Raw genomic sequence first — 21,423 nt, forward strand, 5'->3', positions numbered from 1 at the left:
TTGTGAAGCATGTGGTGGTGAAACCGCAACGACCGAAGTCGAAAGTCAGTGTTGTTCCCATCTGGGAGTAGGGTGTGCGCTCAGTCGGTCACCCTGATGACCGCCGGATTGGTCGTCGCGCTGTGGGCCCTGGCGGGTGAAGCCTTCACCTCCATGTTCCAGGACGCCATGAACAAGGTCCGGGGCGCGGGGTGAGTTCGACACCGATCGGTTCCAAGCCGGTCTCCAAGGTTCGGTCGACAACGCCGACCGACGGGGCCGACGCCGGTTCCGCGATCGCCGAGTTCGCGCTCATCGCATCACTGCTCGCACTCGTCCTCGCTGGAGCCCTGCAGATCGGACTGGTCATCCACGTCAGGAATACGGTCATCGACTCGGCCATCGCCGGAGCCCGTCAGGCCAGCCTCGCCGATCAGACCGCGAAGGACGGCCAACGCCTGGCCGCCGAGCTCATCACTGTGTCGGTAGGCGCCCGCTATGCCGAGTCCGTGAGCGTGTCGACGACACAGCACGGTCAGGTTGAGGTCGTGGAGGTCCGCGTGCGAACGCCACTTCCGGTCATCGGGCTCTGGGGCCCCGCCGAGGTGTGGGACCTGCGCGGTCGATCGATCGCCGAGGACGTCGACCGTGACTGATGACCGTTCTGAGCCGAACCTTGAACCCGAGGCGAGCGCCGAGGCTGGTGCTGGAGATGATCAGTGCGCCGGACCCGATTCCGGGACCGCCGTCATCGAGTTCATCTTCGCCTCGATCGTCCTCCTCATTCCCGTCGTCTACCTCATGCTCGCGATCTCCCAGCTCCAAGCAGCCAGCTACGCCACCACGTCGACGGCGATATCTGCATCACGCATCGCCGCCCGTGACGCCAACCCGTCCGAGCGTCGAGCACGCGACGTCGCGGACATGCATTTCACCGACTTCGGCCTCTCCGACGTCCCTGTCACGATCGACTACTCGTGTTCAGGGCCCTGTGGACGGTCGGGGTCCCTCATCACTGCCCGCGTCGAGACGAAGGTGTCTCTCCCGGGCTTTCCGCTCCTGTTCGGAACCAAGAATTCTCCGCACATCACTCTCCGCGCCACGCATTCCGATGTTGTCGCCGTGACGGGCAGAGGCTGAGATGGCACGTTGCCGTCGCTGTATTCTCACCTCGGTTCCCGCACACCAGGGCACTGACGAGCTCGGACCTGCTGCGAACGAGGGTCCCACCAAGGTGGAGAGAACTGTCGAAGTCGAGAGAGCCCCCGAGGATGAGGGCTCCATCACCCCGCTGGCGATCGGATTCGTCGTCATCGCGCTGCTTCTGGCATTCCTCGTGGCTGCGCTGACCGATCTGCACATGGCCAGACGTGAACTCCAGAGCGTGGCTGACTCGGCGGCGCTCGCGGCCTCTGATTCCTTCGAGCCGGCCCCCGGCGGCGAGCCAGGTCTTGTCTTCTCGCCTCCCGCGGCCAAGCGCGCCGCCGGCCGCTACGTCGCTGCGGTGCCAACTCCTCAGGGACTGCATAATGTCCGCCTCAACGCCGACGTGGACGGGGAGCATTCGGTCGTCATCCGACTGCGCGCCGGGTATACACCCTCTCTGCTGTCCCCATTCGTTCCCGACCTGCTTGAACTCCACGCCACTGCTTATGCGCGTGGCTCGCTGCGCATCAACTAGAGCAATCACCAGATCAGAGTCAGACGGGTCGACTGCGCCCGAGTACGTGACTCACTCGAACGTGTTCCTCTGTGGACGGCCCCGCAGACTCGTGCTCAAAAAGCTGTGGATCCAGAACCTCTGTCCACAGGGAATTTCTCGGCTCTTGCCGAGCCCGAGCGATCCGACGAACCTAGCGGTATGAAGACGTTCGGCCTGGTGCACAGAATCGACGCCAATGCCGCCATCCGCACCGATGTCCTGGAAGCGGATTCGGACCAACTCGCACTCGCTGTCCTCCGGACAGTATTCGGCCCCATCCTGAGCACAGCCGATCTGCTCACCGACAATCGACTGCCGGAGAACACGAACGATCCGGAATCGGCGCTTCTGACAATGACGTGGGGACAGTGGCAGTCCCTCAATCCTGTAACAGTGCTCGGCGCTCATGCCCTCCACCGCGGATCAGGTTCCGCCCCAATCTGGGTTCTGGCGGGGCCCGACTCCGGATTCGCCATCGACATCGATCCTCATTCGCCGCAGCTCAGCCGAGTCGCCTCGCCGGGCAGTCTGATCATCGTCGACCCGTGCATGTCCCGACAGCCTGCCGACCTCGAACTCGCTCCTGCCCGACGGCAGTCGTTCGCTCATCTGGGAACGACAGTCTTCTCCCCGAGCCTGCCCAGCGATGCGCATGTCGAACAATTCCCTCGGTCAGGACTGTCTTCTGGAACCGGACAGGCACTGCGGACCGGAGCCCCCGCGCGACTGAACCGACATCGGCCGCACCGGCACCGAGATCCCATCCATGTGGCTCCGACTGCGGTCGACGACCCTCGCCCTGCCAAGCCTCCACAATGGTGGGCGTTCCTCATCCCCATCGGGATCGGCGCAGTCCTCGCCCTCGTCACCGGAATGTGGTGGTTCCTCCTCTTCAGCGTGTCCGCTCCAGTCTCCGGATACATCGCCTATGCCATGGAGAAACGACGGTTCGCCCGGGACTCTCACCAATGCGTCATCGACCGTCAGGCAGCCAGCGACCGCGCCCGCGCGGAGCTGGCATCACGGCTGGCCGATCACAGGAAGACGCTCCAGACAGGTTCTGGACTGTGCCTCGGATTCGGCGCGGTCCTCAGCCACATCACCATCGCCGAGGTGCTCTTCGACAGCGCCGACCAGCTCGAGGGCTGCGTCATCATCGACGATGTGCCGATCCGCATCGACCCCCTGACGACATCCGTGACCGTCACAGGCGAATACGACCAACTGCGACGCATGGCCCTGTCGTGGCTGATCTACCGCGCATACCGCTGGTCTCCATCCTCAGGGATCCTCGAACTGCCCGAACTTCAGGGCACCCGTTTCGACGCTGGCTTCACGGTCGCCGACAATCAGGCTCTGTCTCCGTCCTCCGCTCGCCTACCACCTGAAGCACACCCGGATGCATTGATCGGAATCCACCTGAGCACCACTGGCGACGAGGCGGTCCTCCGTTTGGAGGCACCCGCTGCAACGGCCGAGATCTCGCTCGCGCTCGGCAGCCTGGCCCACGCCCGCACGACTGATTCGTCGACCACGGAGGGTGGCCCGGTACCCGGAAGATCATTGATTGCGTCTCTCATGCCACCGGGGCGCTTCCTCACTCTTGAACGTCGACACACGAATGAAGTCGGGCTCGAACGACTGCCCGACCACGGCCTCGGCGATCTCTACGATGACGGTCCTCAGGCGATTTCAAGCCGTTGGGAGAGGCCGAGCTCGGGACCCGTGCTCATCGGTCGCGGACTCGATGGCAATGTTGGCATCGACCTCTTCAGCGACGGTCCACACGCCCTTGTCGCAGGCACGACAGGCAGTGGGAAATCGATCCTCCTTCAGGCTTGGCTGCTGGCGATGGCTTTGGAACACCCACCTCGGCGGCTGACGTTCGTCCTCATCGACTTCAAAGGTGGGGCGACATTCGCTCCGCTTGAAGACTTGCCGCACACCGACTGCGTCCTCGACGATTTCGACTCCGCCGCAGCCTTTCGAGCATTGGTCTCCGTCCGCGCCGAGATCACACGCCGAGAACGGCTCCTGGCCGACCACGGTTGCTCCGATGTCCTCAGCCTGTCCGATCCACCGCCGAGGCTGGTCGTCGTCATCGACGAATTCCACGCGCTCATGGCCACTCACCCCAAGGCCGCAGAACTCCTCGAGCATCTCACCGCACTGGGACGGTCTCTGGGCGTCCACCTGATCCTTGCGACTCAACGTCCGTTAGGCGTCGTGACCGGTCATATGAAGGCCAACATCAACATCCGCATGTGCCTGCGCGTACGCGACGACGCTGATTCCTTCGACGTCATCGGCGTCGACGATGCTGCCAGACTTCCTCCGGATAAGCCCGGAGCGGCCTGCCTCGACTCCGGATCGTCGATCATGCAGTTCCGCGTCGCCGTTCCGTTCGCAGCCCGTCCACCCGCCGAGGCTGTCCATCGCCCGCGACTCCGACCCTGGAACCGCGGACAGGGACTGCCTACCCGTTCCGAAGTCAACGGAGTCCGAGTCGACTGCCTCAGACAGGCGGCAGCCCTCGCCACCGACGGAGCTCCGAGCCCACCACCCTCGCGGCACCCCGTCGTCCTCCCAGCACTGCCGACTCTCACCGAACTGGTCGAGGCCACTGTTCTCACTGAGTCCACCGCAGTCACCGGGGGCAACGCGCTGGACGGATCAGTGCTGGACGGATCAGTGCTGGCTGACCGTTGGACCACCGGCATCGTCGACATACCGAGTCACCAGAGCCAGCACGAGTGGTCGTATACGCCGGTCGTCGACGGTTCGTGTCTCATCGTCGGCCGCGGCTCGTCGACCGTCACATCGGTACTGGCCCGCATGTCGGCCAGCGCAGCCAGAACCCACCGCATCGTTGCCCTGGGCAGGATTGCCACGAACCTGGATCGAGCGGAAATCAGCTCCGGCATGGAAACCGGATGGAAACTCCACGCGATTCTCGACCATCTCAGCCGGCACCGCGCCGACGCCGCCGCCGACGACCACAGCGAGGACGTGCCTACCCTCGTCGTCTGCGGAAATTGGAGCGAGTTCATCGACTCCATGGACCATCATCAGGCTGCCGCAGCGGAGCAGCTGCTCAAACACGGGGCCGGATTGGGACTGACATTCCTGCTGGCCGGGTGCAGAACCGCCACGAGTACCAGCGCGGATTTCCGAACTCAGATCATCTTCCCTCCGGCCGCTGGCGGAGATGGTCTGACCGTCGGATTGTCGCGGCAGCGCTTCGTCGGCACCTGGCCCGAGTACAGAGCAGTCCTGCTGGGTCCGAGCGCTCAGGACGCCGGAAGCGACGGCGCAGATGTTCAGCTCATTCCACAGCGACAGGAACCCGTTCGCGGGCACGGCGCTCGGTCTCACGTTGCCAGTTCCTGCTCTCCTGGGCCAGGGGCTCCTCGTTTCGGCTCTCCTGTTTCTGGGCCTCCCAGTTCGAAGGATGTCTGCCTCTCCGGAATCGAAGGATCAGATCCGGGATTCGAGCCGAGGTGGCATGGCCTCGGAGAGCGACTGCTGCCGACTCGGCCGTCTTCCACCGACACGGCGATCCCCCTCGGAGTCGACCCGTTCGGTGAAGTCGTTGCCTGGAATCCGGTTCGTGACGGTCCGGTGCTCACCGTGCGCGGATCGTCGCAAAGCGGAAAAACCACTCTGACACGACTGCTGCGGTCCACCTGTACCACCCATGACGATGCGCATCTTGCGGTGAATCCCGACGACATAGATCTTCTCGACGGAAGGGTCCATGTCGTGACGATTCCGATGCGCTTCACTCCGGGCTACGGATCACCACTGGCGAAGGCACAGGGCGTGGGACCGATGCTGATCCTCGGAGCCCACAGCCGACAGGATCTCAGCAATCTGGGGCTCCTCCGGCTGCCGCCTCTCGACGGAGATGCCGGAGTCGCCTGGTTCGTCACCGAGCAGCGGACGCGAGCAGTGCGAATCTTCCCCGCAGAGGCTGACGCGATCCCTCGTGGGGACAGTGCCTTCACCAGCCAGAGTCACTGACAGTTCACGCGACCAGGTACACACATCAGTGCGTATCGGCAGGAGGTCCTGTGAGAGTCTCATAGCGGTAGAGCTCGGTGGCCGTGCCGGTTTCGAGCAGGCGATCGGCCAGTGCTGAGATCACCGGCATGCCACTCGTGACCTCGAGGACGACGTCAGCATCGACTGAGAGCCGGGCCAGAAGCAGCTCAGCGTCGGCGACGGCCGCCGCAAAGAGTTCGCTCGTGGCTTCAGGTGCTTCCTCACGGGTCTCGAACATCGAGCCGAGGATGAGTTCGGTAGGCGCTTTTTCTTCCTCACCGGCGGCAGGCTTCGCATCAGTGATCTCGACACCCGCCTGGTCGGCTTCCCGGGCATAGGACACGGCGAAAGCGCTGAGTCCGCCATCATCGGCAGAGCCTGCTTCTCCGTTGAGCAGTGCGGCACCATGGGCGCCGGCGGCCTCGGAGAGGAACGCGTTGTTGACCTGGCCGATGGTCAGTGGCCCCACCGCATCATCCTTGTTCACGGCTGTGTACCAGGCGAGGAACGCCTTCGTCAGCTTCACCGAACCAGTGGCGACGATATCGAGGTCTTCGGCGCGACCGCCGCCGCTGGGCGGGAGCGCTCCGGCTCCGACCTTGATGACTCTCGTCGTCGTCAGCGGAGAGAACCCGAGTGCTTGGGCGAAGCCCTCACCTGCACTGCCTGCCTGCACACGGGCCCGCAGGTCGAGACCTTCGAGCGCTGTGCCGACCGTGTCGGCACACGCGGCTTCGAAGAGTTCTCGGCCCTGCCCGTGTCCCTGCTCCTCCTTCGCCACCTCGACGTGGACCCACGCCCGGTAGGGGTGAAGCGGGGATTCAGCGATGACGGCGGCGCCGACGGGAACCCCGGGGACCACCTCGGCGATGACGGACTTGAGCAGCGGCGAATCCGAGGATGGGCGGAAGAGGGACCTGGCCATGTGGGCCGCCGGCGACTCGGCGTCGGCGAACACCTCGTTCAGGCGCAGATCGTCGCCGTCGGTCAGCTCTCTGATCGGCATGGTGTTCGCTCCTTGGACAGCTCGAGAACTTGATAATCTTGGCGTCATGACTGACTTAAGCGATCCTACCGCCGCCGCGCGCGCTGCGGCCACGACCATCAACGCCAAGGCCGGAATCGATGCCCATGACATTGCTCTCGTTCTCGGTTCAGGATGGGGCGGCGCCGCCGAACTCCTGGGCGAGACGATCAGCGAGATCTCCGCCGCCGAGGTCCCCGGTTTCCATGCCCCCGCCGTCGAGGGCCACGGTGCCACCCTGCGCACGATCCGGATCGAAGCCAGCGGCAAGCATGCCCTCGTCCTCGGATCGCGCACCCACTACTACGAAGGCAAGGGCGTGCGTGCCGTGGCTCACGGCGTCCGCGCCGCCGCTGCCGCCGGATGTCAGAACCTCGTGCTCACCAACGGCTGCGGCGGACTCAACCGCAACTGGGCCGCGGGCACCCCGGTGCTGATCTCCGATCACATCAACCTCACCGACACCTCCCCCATCGAGGGCGCGAACTTCGTCGACCTCACCGACCTGTACTCGCCGCGCATGCGCGCCATCGCCAAAGAGATCGACCCGACTCTCGACGAAGGCGTCTACGCCCAGTTCCGCGGACCCCACTACGAGACCCCCGCCGAAGTGCGCATGGCCGGTGTCCTTGGCGCCGACCTCGTCGGGATGTCGACCACGCTGGAGGCCATCGCCGCCCGACAGGCCGGCATGGAGCTCATGGGAATCTCCCTCGTGACCAACCTGGCCGCCGGAATCCAGGAGACCCCACTCTCCCACGCCGAGGTCATCGAAGCCGGGGTCGCAGCCGCCCCGCGCATCTCCCAGCTGCTCGCCGACATCGTCGCGAAGCTCTGAGCAACTAGCAATACCTCGTAGGGCTGGTCGGTACTGAGAGATCGGACCGACCAGCCCAGGCCCCTTTGAGGCGGCGCACTCCTCATCGACAGCACGCGTCTCACCGACCGAATTCCCACACCCCAGCAGCACTGGACAAGGACAGACATGACCGAAGTAGCCGATCGCTTCACCAACGGCTTCGACGCCGCCGTCGTCGAGGCGTGGATCGCCGATGATCCCGATCAGCAGACCGCGACCACCTTGGCCAACATCCTGGCCGCGGCGAAAGATGGCGACGAAGCGGCGCGAGCCGACCTTAAGGACCGATTCGCCGGCCCCCTGACTTTCGGCACCGCCGGACTGCGCGGAGAGATCGCTGCCGGACCCAACCGGATGAACCGTGCCGTCGTCATCCGTGCCGCGGCCGGGCTCTCCCGCTTCCTCCTCGACACAGTTGGCGAGGGTTTCACGGTCGTCATCGGCTGCGACGCCCGCTACAAGTCCTCTGACTTCGCGCGTGATACCGCAGCTGTCGTCACGGCGGCCGGCGGAACAGCTATCCAACTGCCCGATCAGCTGCCCACCCCCTTGCTCGCGTTCGCACTGTCGCACTTGCAGGCCGACGCCGGCGTCATGGTCACCGCGTCCCACAACCCGCCGGCCGACAACGGCTACAAGGTCTACCTCGGCAAGCGTCCGCTGTTGGCGATCGAGTCCGATCCTGCTGCCGCCGAGGCGGGGGCCGGTGCCCAGATCGTCAGCCCTGCCGACGCTCTCATCGCCGAGCAGATCGCTGCCGTCGAATCCGTGGCCTCCGTCTCGCGTGCCGAATCCGGGTGGGAATGCCTCGACGACACCATCGTCGAGACCTACCTTGAGCGCATCGATGCACTCAACGTGTCCTCGAGTGCCGACCTGTCCATTGTGCTCACCTCCCTGCACGGTGTCGGAGCCTCCGTCGCCGAGGCGGCACTGGCCCGCACCGGTTTCACGAACCTCCACCCTGTCCCCTCCCAACAGGCACCTGATCCGGACTTTCCGACCGTGGCGTTTCCCAACCCCGAAGAGGCCGGAGCTCTCGACGAGTCGTATGCACTGGCCCGGGAGGTCGGTGCAGAACTCATCATCGCCAACGACCCGGACGCTGATCGGTTCTCCGCAGCGATCCCTGACTCCTCACTCGCTGCAGGCTATCGGCAGCTGTCCGGCGACGAGGTGGGTCTTCTCCTCGGCGAAGACATCGCGACCCGTCTGGCGCAGGGTGACCATCACACGGACCACGCTGGCGGCGTCTCGCCGGTGTTCGCGAACTCGATCGTCTCTTCGCGAGGTTTGGCCGCTGCTGCCCGCAGTCATGGGTTCACGGCGACGAACACGCTCACGGGGTTCAAGTGGATCTCGCGAGTGCCCGGCCTCGTCTTCGGCTACGAAGAGGCGCTGGGTTACTGTGTCGATCCCGCGGCGGTCCGAGACAAGGACGGAATCTCAGCAGCTGTGACCTTCGCGGCTCTGGCCTCACGCCTCAAGGAATCGGGTTCGAGCATCGACGCCGAACTCGACCGGATCCGCAACCGCGACGGATACTTCGCAACCGCACCGCTGAGCTTCCGCCTCGAGGACGTCAGTCTCATTGCTTCGGCGATGGCGAAGCTGCGGGAGAACCCACCGATGACTCTGGCTGGCTCTCCTGTCGCTGAAGTCCATGACCTGTCCCAGGGGTATGAGGGCCTGCCCCCGACGGACGGGATTCTGCTGCTTTCGGAGTCGAACACCCGTGTGATCGTGCGTCCTTCGGGAACGGAGCCGAAGCTCAAGTGCTATCTCGAGGTCGTCGCCGACCCGGAGGGTATAGCCGCAGCAGCTGCCGCCGACCAGCGAGCAGTCGCCGCTGCCGGGATCAGCCTCACCACAACCTCGGCGAGTGCGTCGCTGGCTCCTGCGCTCAAGGAGCGACTGACCTCGATCAGCTCCGAGCTCAAGGACTTCTTCGGCCTCTGAGATTTCGTGTACGCGGCCTCTGACCACGTGTGCGCGTGAGAAAGGGCTCGGTCTGTGTTTCAGGGCTCGGGTTTTGAAACCGAGCGCTGAAACACAGACCGAGCCCTGAACTTACTGCAAGCCTCAGTCCGAGAGACCGGCGAGGATCCCAGCGGAACCGGAGAGCCCGAGGCGTGAGGCGCCGGCGGCAATCATCTCTTCGGCAGCTTCGACGGTACGGATTCCACCGGAGGCTTTGACGCCGAGGCGGTCCCCGACGGTCTTGCGCATGAGAGAGACAGCGTGTGCGCTGGCTCCGCCTGCGGGGTGGAAGCCGGTGGAGGTCTTGACGAAGCCGGCCCCGGCGGCCTCGGCACGGCGGCAGGCTTCGACGATCTGCTCGTCGCTCAGCGCAGCCGACTCGATGATGACCTTGACCAGGGCTGATCCGCTGGCGTCGACGACGCCGCGAATGTCGGCCTCCAGCGCGTCGAAGTCACCGGCGATGGCCTGACCGATGTTGATGACCATGTCGACTTCATCGGCGCCGTCGGCGACTGCCTGAGCGGCCTCGGCGGCCTTGATTTCGGGCTTGACCTGACCGCTGGGGAAACCGACCACTGTGGCGACGAGGAGCTCGGCGGTATCGGCAACGGGAAGCATCGACGGCGAGACGCAGACGGCGAGCACGCCGAGGTCCTTGGCTTCCTTCACAAGAGCCTCGACATCGGCTGGTGTGGCTTCAGGCTTGAGTAGCGTGTGGTCGATGAGTGCTGCGACTTCGGCTCTGCTGGTCATGGTGTCCTCCAGTGTGGTTCGTGCTGTGTTTGTGAGTGCTCAGGTGGTTCGTGCTACGCCTGTGATCGGGACGCTGCACCGGTGAGAAGCGTTGGGCTCAGGTGATCTTCTCGAGCACGATCGAATCCGCAACAGCGCCGAGGCTGCCACCGATCTCGACGGCGTCCTCAAGAGATTCGAGGGCCCGGGCGAAGCGTTCCGGGGTGGCCGTGTGCAGCGTCATCAGGGGTTGGCCGGCGCTGACAGTGTCTCCCGGTTTGGCGTGGAGTTCGATCCCGGCCACGTCCTGGACCGGGTCCTCCTTGCGGGCCCGTCCGGCACCCAGGCGCCAGGACGCAACTCCGACGGACAGGGCATCGAGTCGGCTGAGAACCCCGGACGCAGGCGCGGTGACGACCTCGGTGTGTTCTGCCACGGGCAGAGCCGCCTCCGGATCACCGTTCTGGGCCCGGATCATCTTCTTCCACACATCCATCGCCCGACCATCGGACAGGGCCGCGCGCACATCGACGTCGGTCTTGCCGGCCAGGCGCAGCATCTCCTCAGCCAAGGCCACCGTCAAATCGACGACGTCGGAGGGGCCTCCTCCGGCAAGCACGTCCACGGATTCGCGGACCTCGAGTGCGTTGCCGACCGTGAGCCCCAGCGGGGTCGACATGTCGGTGAGCAGAGCTGAGGTCTTGACCCCGGCCGCCTTGCCCAGATCGACCATGGTCCTGGCGAGCTTCTGCGCCTTGGACAGGTCTTTCATGAACGCACCCGATCCGACCTTGACGTCGAGGACAAGTCCCTGAGTGCCCTCAGCGATCTTCTTCGACATGATCGAGGAGGCGATGAGCGGGATGCAGTCCACCGTCGACGTGGTGTCGCGCAGTGCGTAGAGCTTCTTGTCCGCCGGTGCCAAGCCGGACCCGGCAGCGCAGATGACAGCACCGAGGTCCTCGAGCTGGTCGAGGATCGCCTCGTTGCTCAGACCGGCCTGCCAACCGGGAATGGATTCGAGCTTGTCGAGGGTGCCACCCGTATGACCAAGGCCGCGTCCGGAGAGCTGCGGGACGGCGACATCGAAGACTGCCACCAGCGGGGCCAGAGGCAGGGTGATCTTGTCACCGACTCCCCCTGTCGAATGCTTGTCCGAGGTCGGCCGTGACAACGAGGAGAAGTCCATCCGCTCACCCGAGGCGATCATCGCCTGCGTCCAGTCCGCGATCTCACCCGGTTCCATGTCGTTGATGAAGATGGCCATGGCCAGGGCCGCCATCTGCTCATCGGCGACGACACCACGGGTATAGGCGTCGATCACCCAGTCGATCTGGTCCTTGCTCAAGGTGTGGCCATCGCGTTTGGCTGCGATGACGTCGACGGCGTCGAATGCCTCTATGGTCACAGTGTCAGTCCTTCGTTCTTCGGATGCGGCCGGACTCCCGGCCGCGGTCGATCGCCGAGGTGGTGCTGGGATCGCAGTGCCACCTCGGCGATATCGGGTTCAGTGCTTCGCTGCGCTGTGCGAACCGGAACCCTCGGTCTGGGCTTCGACCCGCAGATGAGCGGGACCGAAGGCCTCGGGGAGCACGACGGACATGGGAACTCTGCCGTTGGGCATGTTGAGGACCATGTCGTTGCCGCCGTGTTCGAACAGCAGTTGGCGGCACCGACCGCAGGGCGCCAGGGTCGCACCCTTCCCGTCCACGCAGTCGAACGCGACGAGGCGTCCTCCACCGGACATGAACAGATCGGAGACCAGTGAGCACTCGGCACACAGCGTGACTCCGAACGAGGCATTCTCGATATTGGCACCGCTGACGATCCGTCCATCGTCGACGAGCGCGGCTGCACCCACCGGGTAGGACGAATACGGGGCGTATGCCTGGCTCATCGCGCGCAGGGCCTCGTCGCGCAGAAGCGACCAGGTGTCCTCGCTCAGGTCATCGACCGAGACGGGGATCGGTTCCTCACTCCACACGTGTTCAGAGGCTTCGACATCTGCAGAAGTCATGGGGATACCTCTTTCTTCAATGGTGACCTATTTGACGTACGGCACGCCTTCAGCTGCCGGCGGGCGAACCCGGCCGACGAAACCGGCGACGGCGAGGACCGTGACGATGTAGGGAAGCATGAGCAGCAGTTCGTTGGCCACGGGGGTGCCGATGGACTGCAGGGTATTGCCCAAACTCTTCGAGAAGCCGAACAGCAGCGCTGCCAACAGTGCGCCCTTCGGGTTCCATTTGCCGAGGATCATCGCGGCCAGGGCGATGTATCCCTGCCCGGCGGACATCTCTTTGCCGAAGGCCAGGCCTGAGCCGACGGTGAAGAACGCACCGCCGAGTCCAGCGATGGCACCAGCCATGAGCGTATTGCGCACGCGGGTGAAGTTGACCTTGATGCCCACGGTGTCGGCGGCCTTGGGGTGTTCGCCGACGGCACGCATGCGCAGGCCCCACTTCGAGCGGAACACGAAGATCTGCAGAGCGATCACCACGACGTACATGATGTAGACGAGGATGTTCTGGTCGAAGAGCACCCGGCCCAGGATCGGGATGTCCGAGAGCAGTGGGATCGGCAGATTGGGCAGCTTCTGCCGCGCGTTCCACAGCTCGGGGTTCTGCGTCAGAACCGTGGAGTAGAGGAAGCTCGTGAGGCCGACGACGAGAACATTGAGGACGACGCCGATGATGATCTGGTTGACCCAGTACTTCACAGCGAAGAACGTCAGGACGACGGCCACGAGGGCACCGGCGATCGGTGCTGCCAGCAGTCCCGCGTAGGGGTTCTTGACCACCGAGGCGACGACTGCGGCGAGGAACGCACCGGCCAGCAGCTGACCTTCGATGGCGATGTTGATGATGCCCGACCGTTCACCGACGAGCCCGCACATGGCACCGAAGATCAGCGGCACGGACAGTGCAAGAGCACCGGCGAGCAGGGTCGTCAACGGGATCACGCCGCCGCTGCCGCCGCCGGCCCAGGCGAGGAACGAGACGACGAAGAGGATGCCGAAGACCATCGGGAACCATGCGGCAAGGGTGACCCGCTTGATTGCGAAGTAGATCGCGGCCGCAGCCATGATCACCAGGATGATCGAGAGCACGAGCCCGGCCACGGTCGAGGACACGACGACGTCGGGGATGGCGAAGAAATCTCCGCCGGTCGCGATCCGGAACGTCGTCTCACCGTCGCGGCCGAGAATGCCGAAGAAAATGAGCGAGACGAGGGCCAGGATCGAATAGGTGATCGGGAACTTCCACACGATCGGGGCCAGCGCCTTCGACTGGGACGCAGATTTCTCTTCAAGGATCTGAGCAGTCATGTCAGGCCTCCTTCCGCTTGAGCACCGGTGTGGGCAACCGGAAGATGGACCGCACCAGCGGTGGGGCCGCAATGAGCAGAACAATCACGGACTGGACGACGAGGACGATGTCGATCGGGGTTCCGGTCTGCGACTGCATGAGGTAGCCGCCGGCCTTGAACGCACCGAACAGCAGGCCCGCGAGGAACGTTCCCAGTGGCTTCGAGCGTCCCAGCAGGGCGACGGTGATCGCGTCGAATCCGATCGATCCGCTGATTCCGCCGGTGAGTTTGTATTCGGTGCCGAGGACCTGCGCAGCCCCGCCGAGTCCGGCCAGGGCACCGGCGACGACCATGACGATGATCGTCACCTTCGACACCGAGATGCCTGCGGTCCGAGCCGCATGCGGGTTCGCGCCGACGGCTTTGAACTCGAAGCCGATGGTCGAGCGCTCGAGCAGCCACCATACGAAGATCGTCGCGAGGATGGCGATGATGAAGCCAAAGTGCAGACGGAACGGAGCCGGCAGGAGCAGGAACATCTGCGAGGAATCGTCGATAGTCCGTGACTGCGGGTTCGCCGAAGTGGTGTGGGTGAACCAGTTCTGCTTGAGCAGGTACCCCAGCATGTAGCCGGCGATGGAGTTGAGCATGATCGTCACGATCACCTCGTTGGCACCGGTGCGTGCCTTGAGGACGCCGGCGATGCCTGCCCAGATCGCACCGCCGACGATGCCGCCGACGGCGGCGATGAGCATGTGGACGACAGGCGGCAGGTGCAGGGCATAACCGAGGAAACCGGCGATCGTGGCGCCGAGGATGACCTGGCCCTGACCGCCGATGTTGAACAGACCCGAACGGAAGGCCATGGCGATGCCGAGGCCCGCCAGGATGAGCGGGGTGCCGTTGACCATGGATTCGGTCAGCGGGCGGATGGAACGTTCAGCGGTGCGGGCGTCCCAGTCGAAGACGGCGCCGCGGAACAGTGCCGAGTATGCCTCACCGACTGTCGAGAACAGTGTCGAGAAGAACGAACCGGGTGCGGCGAAGAGGTTCTTCGCGGCGTCGATGACGTCGGCGTTCGACACCGCGATGAGAACCCCACCGAGGAGGAGCGCGAGCACGATGGCCAGCACCGAGACCAGCCAGGAACCCGAGAGGATCTCCTGCAGCAGGTTCTGTTCCTTGCCCGGTTCCGCCTCGGCGGTCGGTGGTGGTGCCGGCGATGGAGCAGCCGGGGAGATGTCAGTCGTCATTTGGTTTCCTCCGCCGAGGTGGTGGCTGAGTTCGTCTCGGATGCCGCGGTGGCGGCGTCGTCATGTCCCGCGGTGGCGGCGTCGTCATGTCCCGCGGTGGCGGCCAGGGCCTCTTCGGCCGGGACACCAGCCATCATCAGACCGAGTGCCTCACGCGAGGTGTCAGCGCCGACGATGCCGACGATGCGCCCCGAGTACATGACCGCGATCCGGTCGGCGAGGCCGTAGACCTCGTCGAGTTCGGTCGAGACGATGAGGCACGGGGTGCCGGCATCGCGTTCGGCGATCACGCGTTTGTGCACGAATTCGATGGATCCGACGTCGAGGCCGCGGGTGGGCTGGCTGGCGATGAAGAGGCGCAGGTCACGGCCGAGCTCGCGCGAGAGCACGACCTTCTGCTGGTTGCCGCCCGAGAGCGTCGCGATCGGGTCGAAGACGCTGCCGAGGCGGATGTCGAACTCGTCGACCTTGCGCTTCGCCGCTTCGGTGATGACGGCCGATTTGAGGTTGAGCCCCTTCGCGTACGGCGCACGGTCGTAGACGTCGAGGATCATGTTCTCGCGGATCGCGAACTCGGCGATGATGCCGTCGGTCGATCGATCCTCCGGAACGAAGCCGATGCCGGAGCCCAGACGACTCTTCACCGACTGCCCGACCAGGTTCTTGCCGTCGAGCGTGATCGTGCCCAGACGCGGCTCGGTCAGTCCGATGATGGTTTCGGCCAATTCCGTCTGGCCATTGCCCTGCACACCGGCGACGGCGAGGATCTCGCCACGGTGGAGGTCGAAGCTGACATCGTCGACGACGACGTTCTCGGTCTTGTCGACCACGGTGAGATTTCTGACCTTGAAGGTCGCATCGCCGGGATCAGCGGTGTCCTTCTCGGTAGTCAGGGAGACGTTGCGGCCGACCATCTGGCTGGCCAGTTCCGCCTCGGTGGATTCCGGTGAGGCCTCGCCGACGATCTTGCCGCGGCGGATGACCGTGATGGAGTCCGCGATCGCGCGGACCTCACGCAGTTTGTGGGTGATGAAGACGATCGAGGTGCCCTGCTCTTTGAGCTGGCGCATGATCGAGATCAGCTCGTCGGTCTCCTGCGGAGTGAGCACTGCAGTGGGCTCATCGAGGATGAGGATCTCCGCATCGCGCGACAGCGCCTTGATGATCTCGACCCGCTGCTGAGCACCAACAGGCAGATCTTCGATGAGGGCATCAGGGTCGATGTTGAAGTTGAATCGGGAGGAGATGTCCCGGACCTTCTTCCGCGCCTCGGCGAGGTCGAGGAGTCCCAGACTCTTCGTCGGCTCGTATCCCAGCGCCACCGATTCGGCGACCGTGAACACGGGCACGAGCATGAAGTGCTGGTGGACCATGCCGATGCCTGCGGCCACAGCATCGCCGGGGCCGGAGAACTTCACCGGCTTGCCGTCGATGAGGATCTCTCCCCCGTCGGCGTCGTAGAGTCCATAGAGGACGTTCATCATGGTGGATTTACCGGCGCCGTTCTCACCCAGCAGGGCATGGATCTCGCCCGGCTCGATGGTGAGATCGATGTGGTCATTGGCCACGAACGATCCGAACACCTTGGTCATCCCGCGAAGCTCGAGTTTCACTGCTTCCGGTACTCCTCACAAATTCGAAAACTGCAGGGCCGAAAGATATCGGCCCTGCAGTTTAACCTATTCGCTTATTTAGGCGTGCTCTCGGATTCCACGGTCAGTTTGCCGTCGATGATCTGCTGCTTGAGATCCTCGACCTGCTTCTTCACCTTGTCCGGAACCTTGGAGTCGAAGTCGTGGAAGGGAGCCAGTCCGACGCCCTCGTTCTTGAGGGTCCCGACGTAGGGCTCAGCGGAGAACTTGTCTTCCTTGCCCTCCTTGATGGTGTCCTCGACCGCATTGGCGATCTCCTTGACCACCGAGGTGAGGATGATGTCGCCGTACTCAGTGGACTCGTAGCCGTCGGAGTCGACCCAGACGAGCTTGACGTCCTTGGCTTCCTTCGCGGCAGCGGCGGCACCGAGGCCGACGGGACCGGCGACCGGCATGATGACGTCGGCACCCTGGGAGATGAGCTGCTTGGTCAGTTCCTGACCCTGGCCCTGGTTCTCGAAGTCACCGGAGAATGATCCGTCCTGCTTCTCCTTGTTCCAGCCGAGGAGCTTGACGTCCTTCTTGTTGTCCTCGTTGTACTTCTTCACACCATCGGAGAAGCCGTCCATGAAGATCGTGACCGACGGGATCTGAATACCGCCGAAGGTGCCCACCTTGCCGGACTCGGACGTCGCTGCTGCCACGTAGCCCGCGAGGTAGGCGGCCTCTGCAGTGTTGAAGACGAGGGGCTTGGCGTTGTCGACCGTGACGGGGTTGCCGTCGGCATCGGAGAATGTCGAGTCGATGAGCGCGAAGTTGAGGTCGGTGTTCGCCTCAGCGGCCTCCTGGATCGTGTCCTCGAGGAGGAATCCGACGCCGAAGGTCAGGTTACATCCGGCCTGGACCATGTTGTCGACGTTCGGCTTGAAGTCCGAGTCGCCTGCAGATTCCGCGAGCTTCTCCTCGATGCCGAGGTTCTTCTTCGCGGCTTCCATGCCCTCTTTACCGGACTGGTTGAACGACTGGTCGTCCCAGCCGCCGGAGTCGGAGACCATGCATGCCATGTAGTCCGCGGACTCGGAGCTTCCGCTGTCGCCTGAGCCACAGGCGGAGAGCACAAGGGCAGATGCGGCGGCGATGGACACCGCTGATACGAGCTTCTTCACGTTTACTCTTTTCTCGTTACCGACACTTCTCGTGACCGACAATGGACCCGGTCGAGGCCCATATACGCCTCTGCCGAACTTGTGAAACCACTGTATGAACTGTCATATTTTGGTGAGTTTTCGTCAGTCTAATGCACTCAAGGCGCGCGTCAGGCGCGAGTACCACCGGAATCTCCGACACCGATATGAAAACGCAACATAACTTCATCTTGAGGCGATTCCCGGGAGCCTGACGACGGGGTCGAGAACCGTTCGGTTCGTGACGCGGAAACCGTTCGCTTGGTGACGCGGAAACCGTTCGCTGCGTGGGCGCCGAGTGCCCGTCTCCTACCGGTGCTCTAGGCTTGATGGAGTTATGGCACATCTTCTGGGGGCTGAAGCCCTGCACCTCGAATTCCCCACCCGCATCGTCTTCGATTCCGTGACACTCGGCGTCGAATCCGGCGACATGATCGGCATCGTCGGCCGCAACGGCGACGGCAAGTCGAGCCTGCTCAACATGCTCGCCGGTACCCTCGATCCCGATTCGGGACGCGTGACCTACCGCGGCGGCCTGCAGCTGGGCATGCTCAGCCAGCGTGACGACCTCGACTCCGAGGCGACCGTCGGCTACTCCGTCGTCGGCGACATGGATGACCACGAGTGGGCCTCCGATGCGAAGATCCGCGACATCATCGGCGGGCTCATCGCCGACCTCGACTGGCAGGCGACCGTCGGCAGCCTCTCCGGCGGTCAGCGCCGCCGTGTGGCACTTGCCGCTCTCCTCGTCCAGGACTGGGACCTCATCATCCTCGACGAGCCGACGAACCACCTCGACGTCGACGGCATCGCCTGGCTGGCCAAGCACGTCAAGAACCGATGGCCGAAGAATTCCGGCGCCCTCCTTCTCGTCACGCACGACCGGTGGTTCCTCGACGAGGTCTGCACGAAGACCTGGGAAGTCCACGACCGCATCGTCGAACCTTTCGAAGGCGGATACGCCGCCTACGTCCTCCAGCGCGTCGAACGCGATCGCATCAACGCCGCCACGGAGCAGAAGCGCCAGAATCTTATGCGCAAGGAATTGGCATGGCTGCGCCGAGGCGCTCCTGCCCGCACGTCGAAGCCGAAGTTCCGCATCGAGGCGGCAAACCAGCTCATCGCCGACGTCCCCGAGGTGCGCAATCCGCTCGAGCTGAAGAAGATGGCGACCGCGCGGCTGGGCAAGGATGTCGTCGACCTCCTCGACGTGTCCCTGAGCTTCGGGGACAATCAGATCCTCGACACCGTCACCTGGCGCATCGGCCCCGGTGAGCGCACCGGCATCCTCGGCCCCAACGGTGCGGGCAAGTCGACGCTGCTCAGCCTCGTCGCCGGTGAGATCGAACCGGATGAAGGACGCGTCAAGCGCGGCAAGACCGTGCAGGTCGGCGTCCTCGATCAGCAGTTCAGGGATCTCGAGGCCCTCGGCGGCCGCAAGGTCCGTGAAGTTCTGGCGGATTCGAAGACCTCGTTCACGATCGAGGGCAAGGACTTCACACCGGCGCAGCTGCTCGAGCGCCTCGGCTTCGCCAAGGAGCATCTCTCCGCTCGGGTCAAGGAACTCTCCGGCGGCCAGAAACGACGTCTGCAGCTCCTGCTGCTGCTCATGTCCGAACCGAACGTCATCATCCTCGACGAGCCGACCAACGACGTCGACTCCGATATGTTGGCCGCGATGGAGGATCTGCTCGACTCCTGGCCGGGCACACTCATCGTCGTCTCTCACGACCGGTACCTTCTCGAACGCGTCACCGACCAGCAGTACGCGATCCTCGACCATGGGCTCAGGCACGTGCCCGGCGGCGTGGACGAGTACCTTGCACTGCGGGCTCAGAGCGCAAAGTCGGGTTCGTCCAAGTCGGGTTCGGCGGCAGCGGGGTCATCCCGGACCAACGGTGCCGGAGCCGGGGCTGCAGGTGCCGGTACCGACATCGGTTCGTCTGCCGACGATCCTGCTGATGGTGCGGGCATCGAACGACTCTCCGGTGCCGAAGCGCGCGCCGCCAAGAAGGAAGTCGCGTCGATCGAACGGCGGATGAGCAAGCTGTCGACCCAGATCGCGAAGAAGCACGAAGCCATGGCCGACCACGACCAGACCGACTTCGAAGGACTGGCGAAGCTGACCGCCTCGGTGCGTGAGCTCGAGGACGAACTCAGCGAACTCGAAGAGCGCTGGCTCGAATCCACTGAAGCACTCGAAGCATGATCGACCACCACGACACTGACCGACGGCGCGCAGGCACCGACGCGAACGCACCGTCGCGATGACAGACTCCGCTGCCATGCGCGAGCTGCTGGGCGAGGAGGCGCGCGAGACGCAGGCGCTGATCGACTCGCTGACCTCGAACATCGACGACCTCTCGAGCGCGCGTGAAGGTGACAACAGCGACGACGAGCACGACCCTGAAGGGTCGACATTGGCGTTCGAGCGCTCACAGGCAGATGCCGTGCTCATTCAGTCCCGAGATCGGCTGACCCAGATCGCCGAGGCACTCGAGCGACTCGACGACGGCACGTTCGGGACGTGTACCAGTTGTGGACAGGCCATCCCCGCGGTGCGCCTCGAAGTTCGCCCCTACACCCCGATGTGCGTCGCCTGCGCGAGCTGAGGAACCTGAGCACCACCTCAAAACGTTATAAAATCTTGATCATTTGCGGGACGTGCACGTATCGTGTCGACGTGCCCTTACGTGATCATCGACTCGACCGCGCAAAAGGCATCCTCATATTCACGGTCGTCCTCGGCCACCTTCTGGCGCGGACATCGGCTTGGGAATCGGATGTCCTGAGGGCACCGATGTACCTCATCTACTCGTTCCACATGCCGGCGTTCGTCTTTCTCGCTGGGATCACGGCGAAGTCGAACAGACTGCCCGAACGAGTGCTGACGTTCCTGGTGTTCCTCTTCACCGGCCTGCCGATGATGTGGGTCTGGATGTGAATGTTCGGGCTCGATCCCGACTACAGCTTCCTGACTCCGTTCTGGTATTCGTGGTTCCTGCTGTCGATGGCCTGCTGGATGATCACCGTGCCGTTCATCGAACGGTTCCCGCGGACACTGCTCGTCACCTCGGTGGTGGTGGGGCTCTTCGGCGGCGTCCTGCCGATCCTGGACACCGAGCTCTCCGCCGCGCGGTCGCTGATCTTCTGGCCGTTCTTCGTCATCGGCAAGCTCTACGGCAAGCAGATCCTCAACTGGGCGGGCAGCCTGCGCATCTGGCAGAAGCTGTTCTTCACCGCAGCGGCGCTGGGCACCGTCGGCTACTTCTACCGAGACGAGGTCGACTATGACTGGTTCTACGGCAGCCTCAACTTCGCCCATTTCGGTGTCAGCATTCCCGAAGGAGTCGGCCTCCGACTCATCATCGACATCGGCTCCGTGCTGATGACCCTGATGCTCCTCATGTGGGTGGGCGACGGGGACAACCTCATCGCCAAGATCGGCCGCCACAGTCTCGCCGTCTACATCATCCACGGATTCGTCGTCCGTGGACTCCAACCACTGCTCGACGACAGTCGCGACACGTTGAGCTCGCCGGTCGTCCTCGCCATCTGCCTCCTGCTGGCTCTGCTGACGACGTATCTGCTGTCACTGGCGCCTTTCGAGCGCGCTCTGCGCTGGTACGGAAGTACGGTCACCGCCCTGCTCCTCATGCCCTTCGCGCAGCTCCGGTCGAAGCCTGGGAAGCACTCGGCCCAGGTCGCTTCGTCCCCACTTCCGTCGTCGACGTGACCGTCGACAGGCGGGTCCAGTCGGGC

19 protein-coding genes are annotated in these 21,423 nt (G+C 64.1%); 11 read left to right on the forward strand and 8 right to left on the reverse strand.

Going from position 1 to position 21,423, the window contains the following annotated elements; all coding sequences use genetic code 11:
• Positions 1-72 precede the first annotated feature (72 nt).
• The 5 genes from MPN20_RS17285 (at position 73) to MPN20_RS06245 (ending at position 5,704) form a co-directional block, all read left to right on the forward strand.
• The gene (locus MPN20_RS17285; RefSeq protein WP_278189716.1) at positions 73-195 is read left to right on the forward strand and encodes a hypothetical protein; all 123 of its coding nucleotides are present in this window, start codon (positions 73-75) and stop codon (positions 193-195) included.
• Entirely contained in the window at positions 192-635 is a 444-nt protein-coding gene (locus MPN20_RS06230) for a TadE/TadG family type IV pilus assembly protein (RefSeq protein WP_242780565.1), read from the forward strand. The genes MPN20_RS17285 and MPN20_RS06230 overlap by 4 nt, the downstream gene beginning before the upstream one ends.
• Complete coding sequence (locus MPN20_RS06235) at positions 628-1,119, forward strand: hypothetical protein (RefSeq protein ID WP_242780566.1); 492 nt, start codon at positions 628-630, stop codon at positions 1,117-1,119. The genes MPN20_RS06230 and MPN20_RS06235 overlap by 8 nt, the downstream gene beginning before the upstream one ends.
• A 1-nt stretch (position 1,120) precedes the next feature.
• On the forward strand, positions 1,121-1,660 hold the full coding sequence (locus MPN20_RS06240) for a pilus assembly protein TadG-related protein (RefSeq protein ID WP_242780567.1): 540 nt from the start codon (positions 1,121-1,123) through the stop codon (positions 1,658-1,660).
• Positions 1,661-1,840: 180 nt separating this feature from the next.
• A complete protein-coding gene (locus MPN20_RS06245) occupies positions 1,841-5,704 on the forward strand; it encodes an FtsK/SpoIIIE domain-containing protein (protein WP_242780568.1) in 3,864 nt (1,287 codons plus the stop codon).
• Positions 5,705-5,729: 25 nt separating this feature from the next.
• Here the strand turns inward: MPN20_RS06245 and MPN20_RS06250 are convergent, their stop codons facing one another.
• Positions 5,730-6,731 (reverse strand): GNAT family N-acetyltransferase, encoded by a 1,002-nt coding sequence (locus MPN20_RS06250; protein ID WP_242780569.1) that lies wholly within the window; start codon positions 6,729-6,731, stop codon positions 5,730-5,732.
• Between the two features lie 46 nt (positions 6,732-6,777).
• Between MPN20_RS06250 and MPN20_RS06255 the strand changes: the two genes are divergently transcribed.
• Positions 6,778-7,587 carry a purine-nucleoside phosphorylase gene (locus MPN20_RS06255; RefSeq protein WP_242780571.1) on the forward strand — a complete coding sequence of 270 codons (810 nt, stop codon included), beginning with the start codon at positions 6,778-6,780 and terminating at the stop codon, positions 7,585-7,587.
• Positions 7,588-7,734: 147 nt separating this feature from the next.
• Positions 7,735-9,567 carry a phospho-sugar mutase gene (locus MPN20_RS06260; RefSeq protein ID WP_242780573.1) on the forward strand — a complete coding sequence of 611 codons (1,833 nt, stop codon included), beginning with the start codon at positions 7,735-7,737 and terminating at the stop codon, positions 9,565-9,567.
• A 123-nt stretch (positions 9,568-9,690) separates the two neighbouring features.
• On the opposite strand, the gene deoC is transcribed toward MPN20_RS06260, so the two are convergent.
• The 7 genes from deoC to MPN20_RS06295 form a co-directional block, all read right to left on the reverse strand.
• Entirely contained in the window at positions 9,691-10,344 is a 654-nt protein-coding gene (gene deoC / locus MPN20_RS06265) for a deoxyribose-phosphate aldolase (RefSeq protein ID WP_242780575.1), read from the reverse strand.
• A 97-nt stretch (positions 10,345-10,441) separates the two neighbouring features.
• A complete protein-coding gene (locus MPN20_RS06270) occupies positions 10,442-11,731 on the reverse strand; it encodes a thymidine phosphorylase (protein WP_242780577.1) in 1,290 nt (429 codons plus the stop codon).
• Positions 11,732-11,830: 99 nt separating this feature from the next.
• Positions 11,831-12,340: a cytidine deaminase gene (locus MPN20_RS06275; protein ID WP_278189705.1), complete on the reverse strand. Its 510-nt coding sequence runs from the start codon at positions 12,338-12,340 to the stop codon at positions 11,831-11,833.
• 27 nt (positions 12,341-12,367) lie between these two features.
• Complete coding sequence (locus tag MPN20_RS06280) at positions 12,368-13,651, reverse strand: ABC transporter permease (protein WP_242780579.1); 1,284 nt, start codon at positions 13,649-13,651, stop codon at positions 12,368-12,370.
• A gap of 1 nt (position 13,652) precedes the next feature.
• The gene (locus MPN20_RS06285; protein WP_242780581.1) at positions 13,653-14,885 is read right to left on the reverse strand and encodes an ABC transporter permease; all 1,233 of its coding nucleotides are present in this window, start codon (positions 14,883-14,885) and stop codon (positions 13,653-13,655) included.
• The gene (locus tag MPN20_RS06290) at positions 14,882-16,498 is read right to left on the reverse strand and encodes an ABC transporter ATP-binding protein (RefSeq protein ID WP_242780583.1); all 1,617 of its coding nucleotides are present in this window, start codon (positions 16,496-16,498) and stop codon (positions 14,882-14,884) included. The genes MPN20_RS06285 and MPN20_RS06290 overlap by 4 nt, the downstream gene beginning before the upstream one ends.
• Positions 16,499-16,572: 74 nt before the next feature.
• Complete coding sequence (locus MPN20_RS06295) at positions 16,573-17,643, reverse strand: BMP family ABC transporter substrate-binding protein (protein WP_242780585.1); 1,071 nt, start codon at positions 17,641-17,643, stop codon at positions 16,573-16,575.
• Between the two features lie 355 nt (positions 17,644-17,998).
• On the opposite strand from MPN20_RS06295, the gene MPN20_RS06300 reads away from it, so the two are divergent.
• The 4 genes from MPN20_RS06300 (at position 17,999) to MPN20_RS06315 (ending at position 21,397) form a co-directional block, all read left to right on the forward strand.
• Positions 17,999-19,870, forward strand: a complete 1,872-nt coding sequence (locus MPN20_RS06300; protein WP_242780587.1) for an ABC-F family ATP-binding cassette domain-containing protein — start codon at positions 17,999-18,001, stop codon at positions 19,868-19,870.
• Positions 19,871-19,928: 58 nt separating this feature from the next.
• Positions 19,929-20,273, forward strand: coding sequence for a TraR/DksA C4-type zinc finger protein (locus MPN20_RS06305; protein ID WP_242780589.1), 345 nt, complete (start codon positions 19,929-19,931; stop codon positions 20,271-20,273).
• Positions 20,274-20,344: 71 nt separating this feature from the next.
• Positions 20,345-20,605, forward strand: coding sequence for a hypothetical protein (locus MPN20_RS06310; protein ID WP_242780591.1), 261 nt, complete (start codon positions 20,345-20,347; stop codon positions 20,603-20,605).
• The gene (locus tag MPN20_RS06315; RefSeq protein ID WP_242780593.1) at positions 20,606-21,397 is read left to right on the forward strand and encodes an acyltransferase family protein; all 792 of its coding nucleotides are present in this window, start codon (positions 20,606-20,608) and stop codon (positions 21,395-21,397) included.
• Positions 21,398-21,423: the final 26 nt, after the last annotated feature.

This window comes from Brevibacterium sp. ZH18, from assembly GCF_022748595.1.
In the GTDB taxonomy this organism is placed as follows: Bacteria; Actinomycetota; Actinomycetes; order Actinomycetales; family Brevibacteriaceae; genus Brevibacterium.

Coding starts and splice junctions, on each gene's coding strand:
- MPN20_RS06240 (WP_242780567.1), top strand. CDS start 1,121: ATGGCACGTTGCCGTCGCTGTATTCTCACCTCGGTTCCCGCACACCAG.
- MPN20_RS06245 (WP_242780568.1), top strand. CDS start 1,841: ATGAAGACGTTCGGCCTGGTGCACAGAATCGACGCCAATGCCGCCATC.
- MPN20_RS06250 (WP_242780569.1), bottom strand. CDS start 6,731: ATGCCGATCAGAGAGCTGACCGACGGCGACGATCTGCGCCTGAACGAG.
- MPN20_RS06255 (WP_242780571.1), top strand. CDS start 6,778: ATGACTGACTTAAGCGATCCTACCGCCGCCGCGCGCGCTGCGGCCACG.
- MPN20_RS06260 (WP_242780573.1), top strand. CDS start 7,735: ATGACCGAAGTAGCCGATCGCTTCACCAACGGCTTCGACGCCGCCGTC.
- deoC (WP_242780575.1), bottom strand. CDS start 10,344: ATGACCAGCAGAGCCGAAGTCGCAGCACTCATCGACCACACGCTACTC.
- MPN20_RS06275 (WP_278189705.1), bottom strand. CDS start 12,340: ATGACTTCTGCAGATGTCGAAGCCTCTGAACACGTGTGGAGTGAGGAA.
- MPN20_RS06280 (WP_242780579.1), bottom strand. CDS start 13,651: ATGACTGCTCAGATCCTTGAAGAGAAATCTGCGTCCCAGTCGAAGGCG.
- MPN20_RS06285 (WP_242780581.1), bottom strand. CDS start 14,885: ATGACGACTGACATCTCCCCGGCTGCTCCATCGCCGGCACCACCACCG.
- MPN20_RS06300 (WP_242780587.1), top strand. CDS start 17,999: ATGGCACATCTTCTGGGGGCTGAAGCCCTGCACCTCGAATTCCCCACC.
- MPN20_RS06305 (WP_242780589.1), top strand. CDS start 19,929: ATGACAGACTCCGCTGCCATGCGCGAGCTGCTGGGCGAGGAGGCGCGC.
- MPN20_RS06315 (WP_242780593.1), top strand. CDS start 20,606: ATGTTCGGGCTCGATCCCGACTACAGCTTCCTGACTCCGTTCTGGTAT.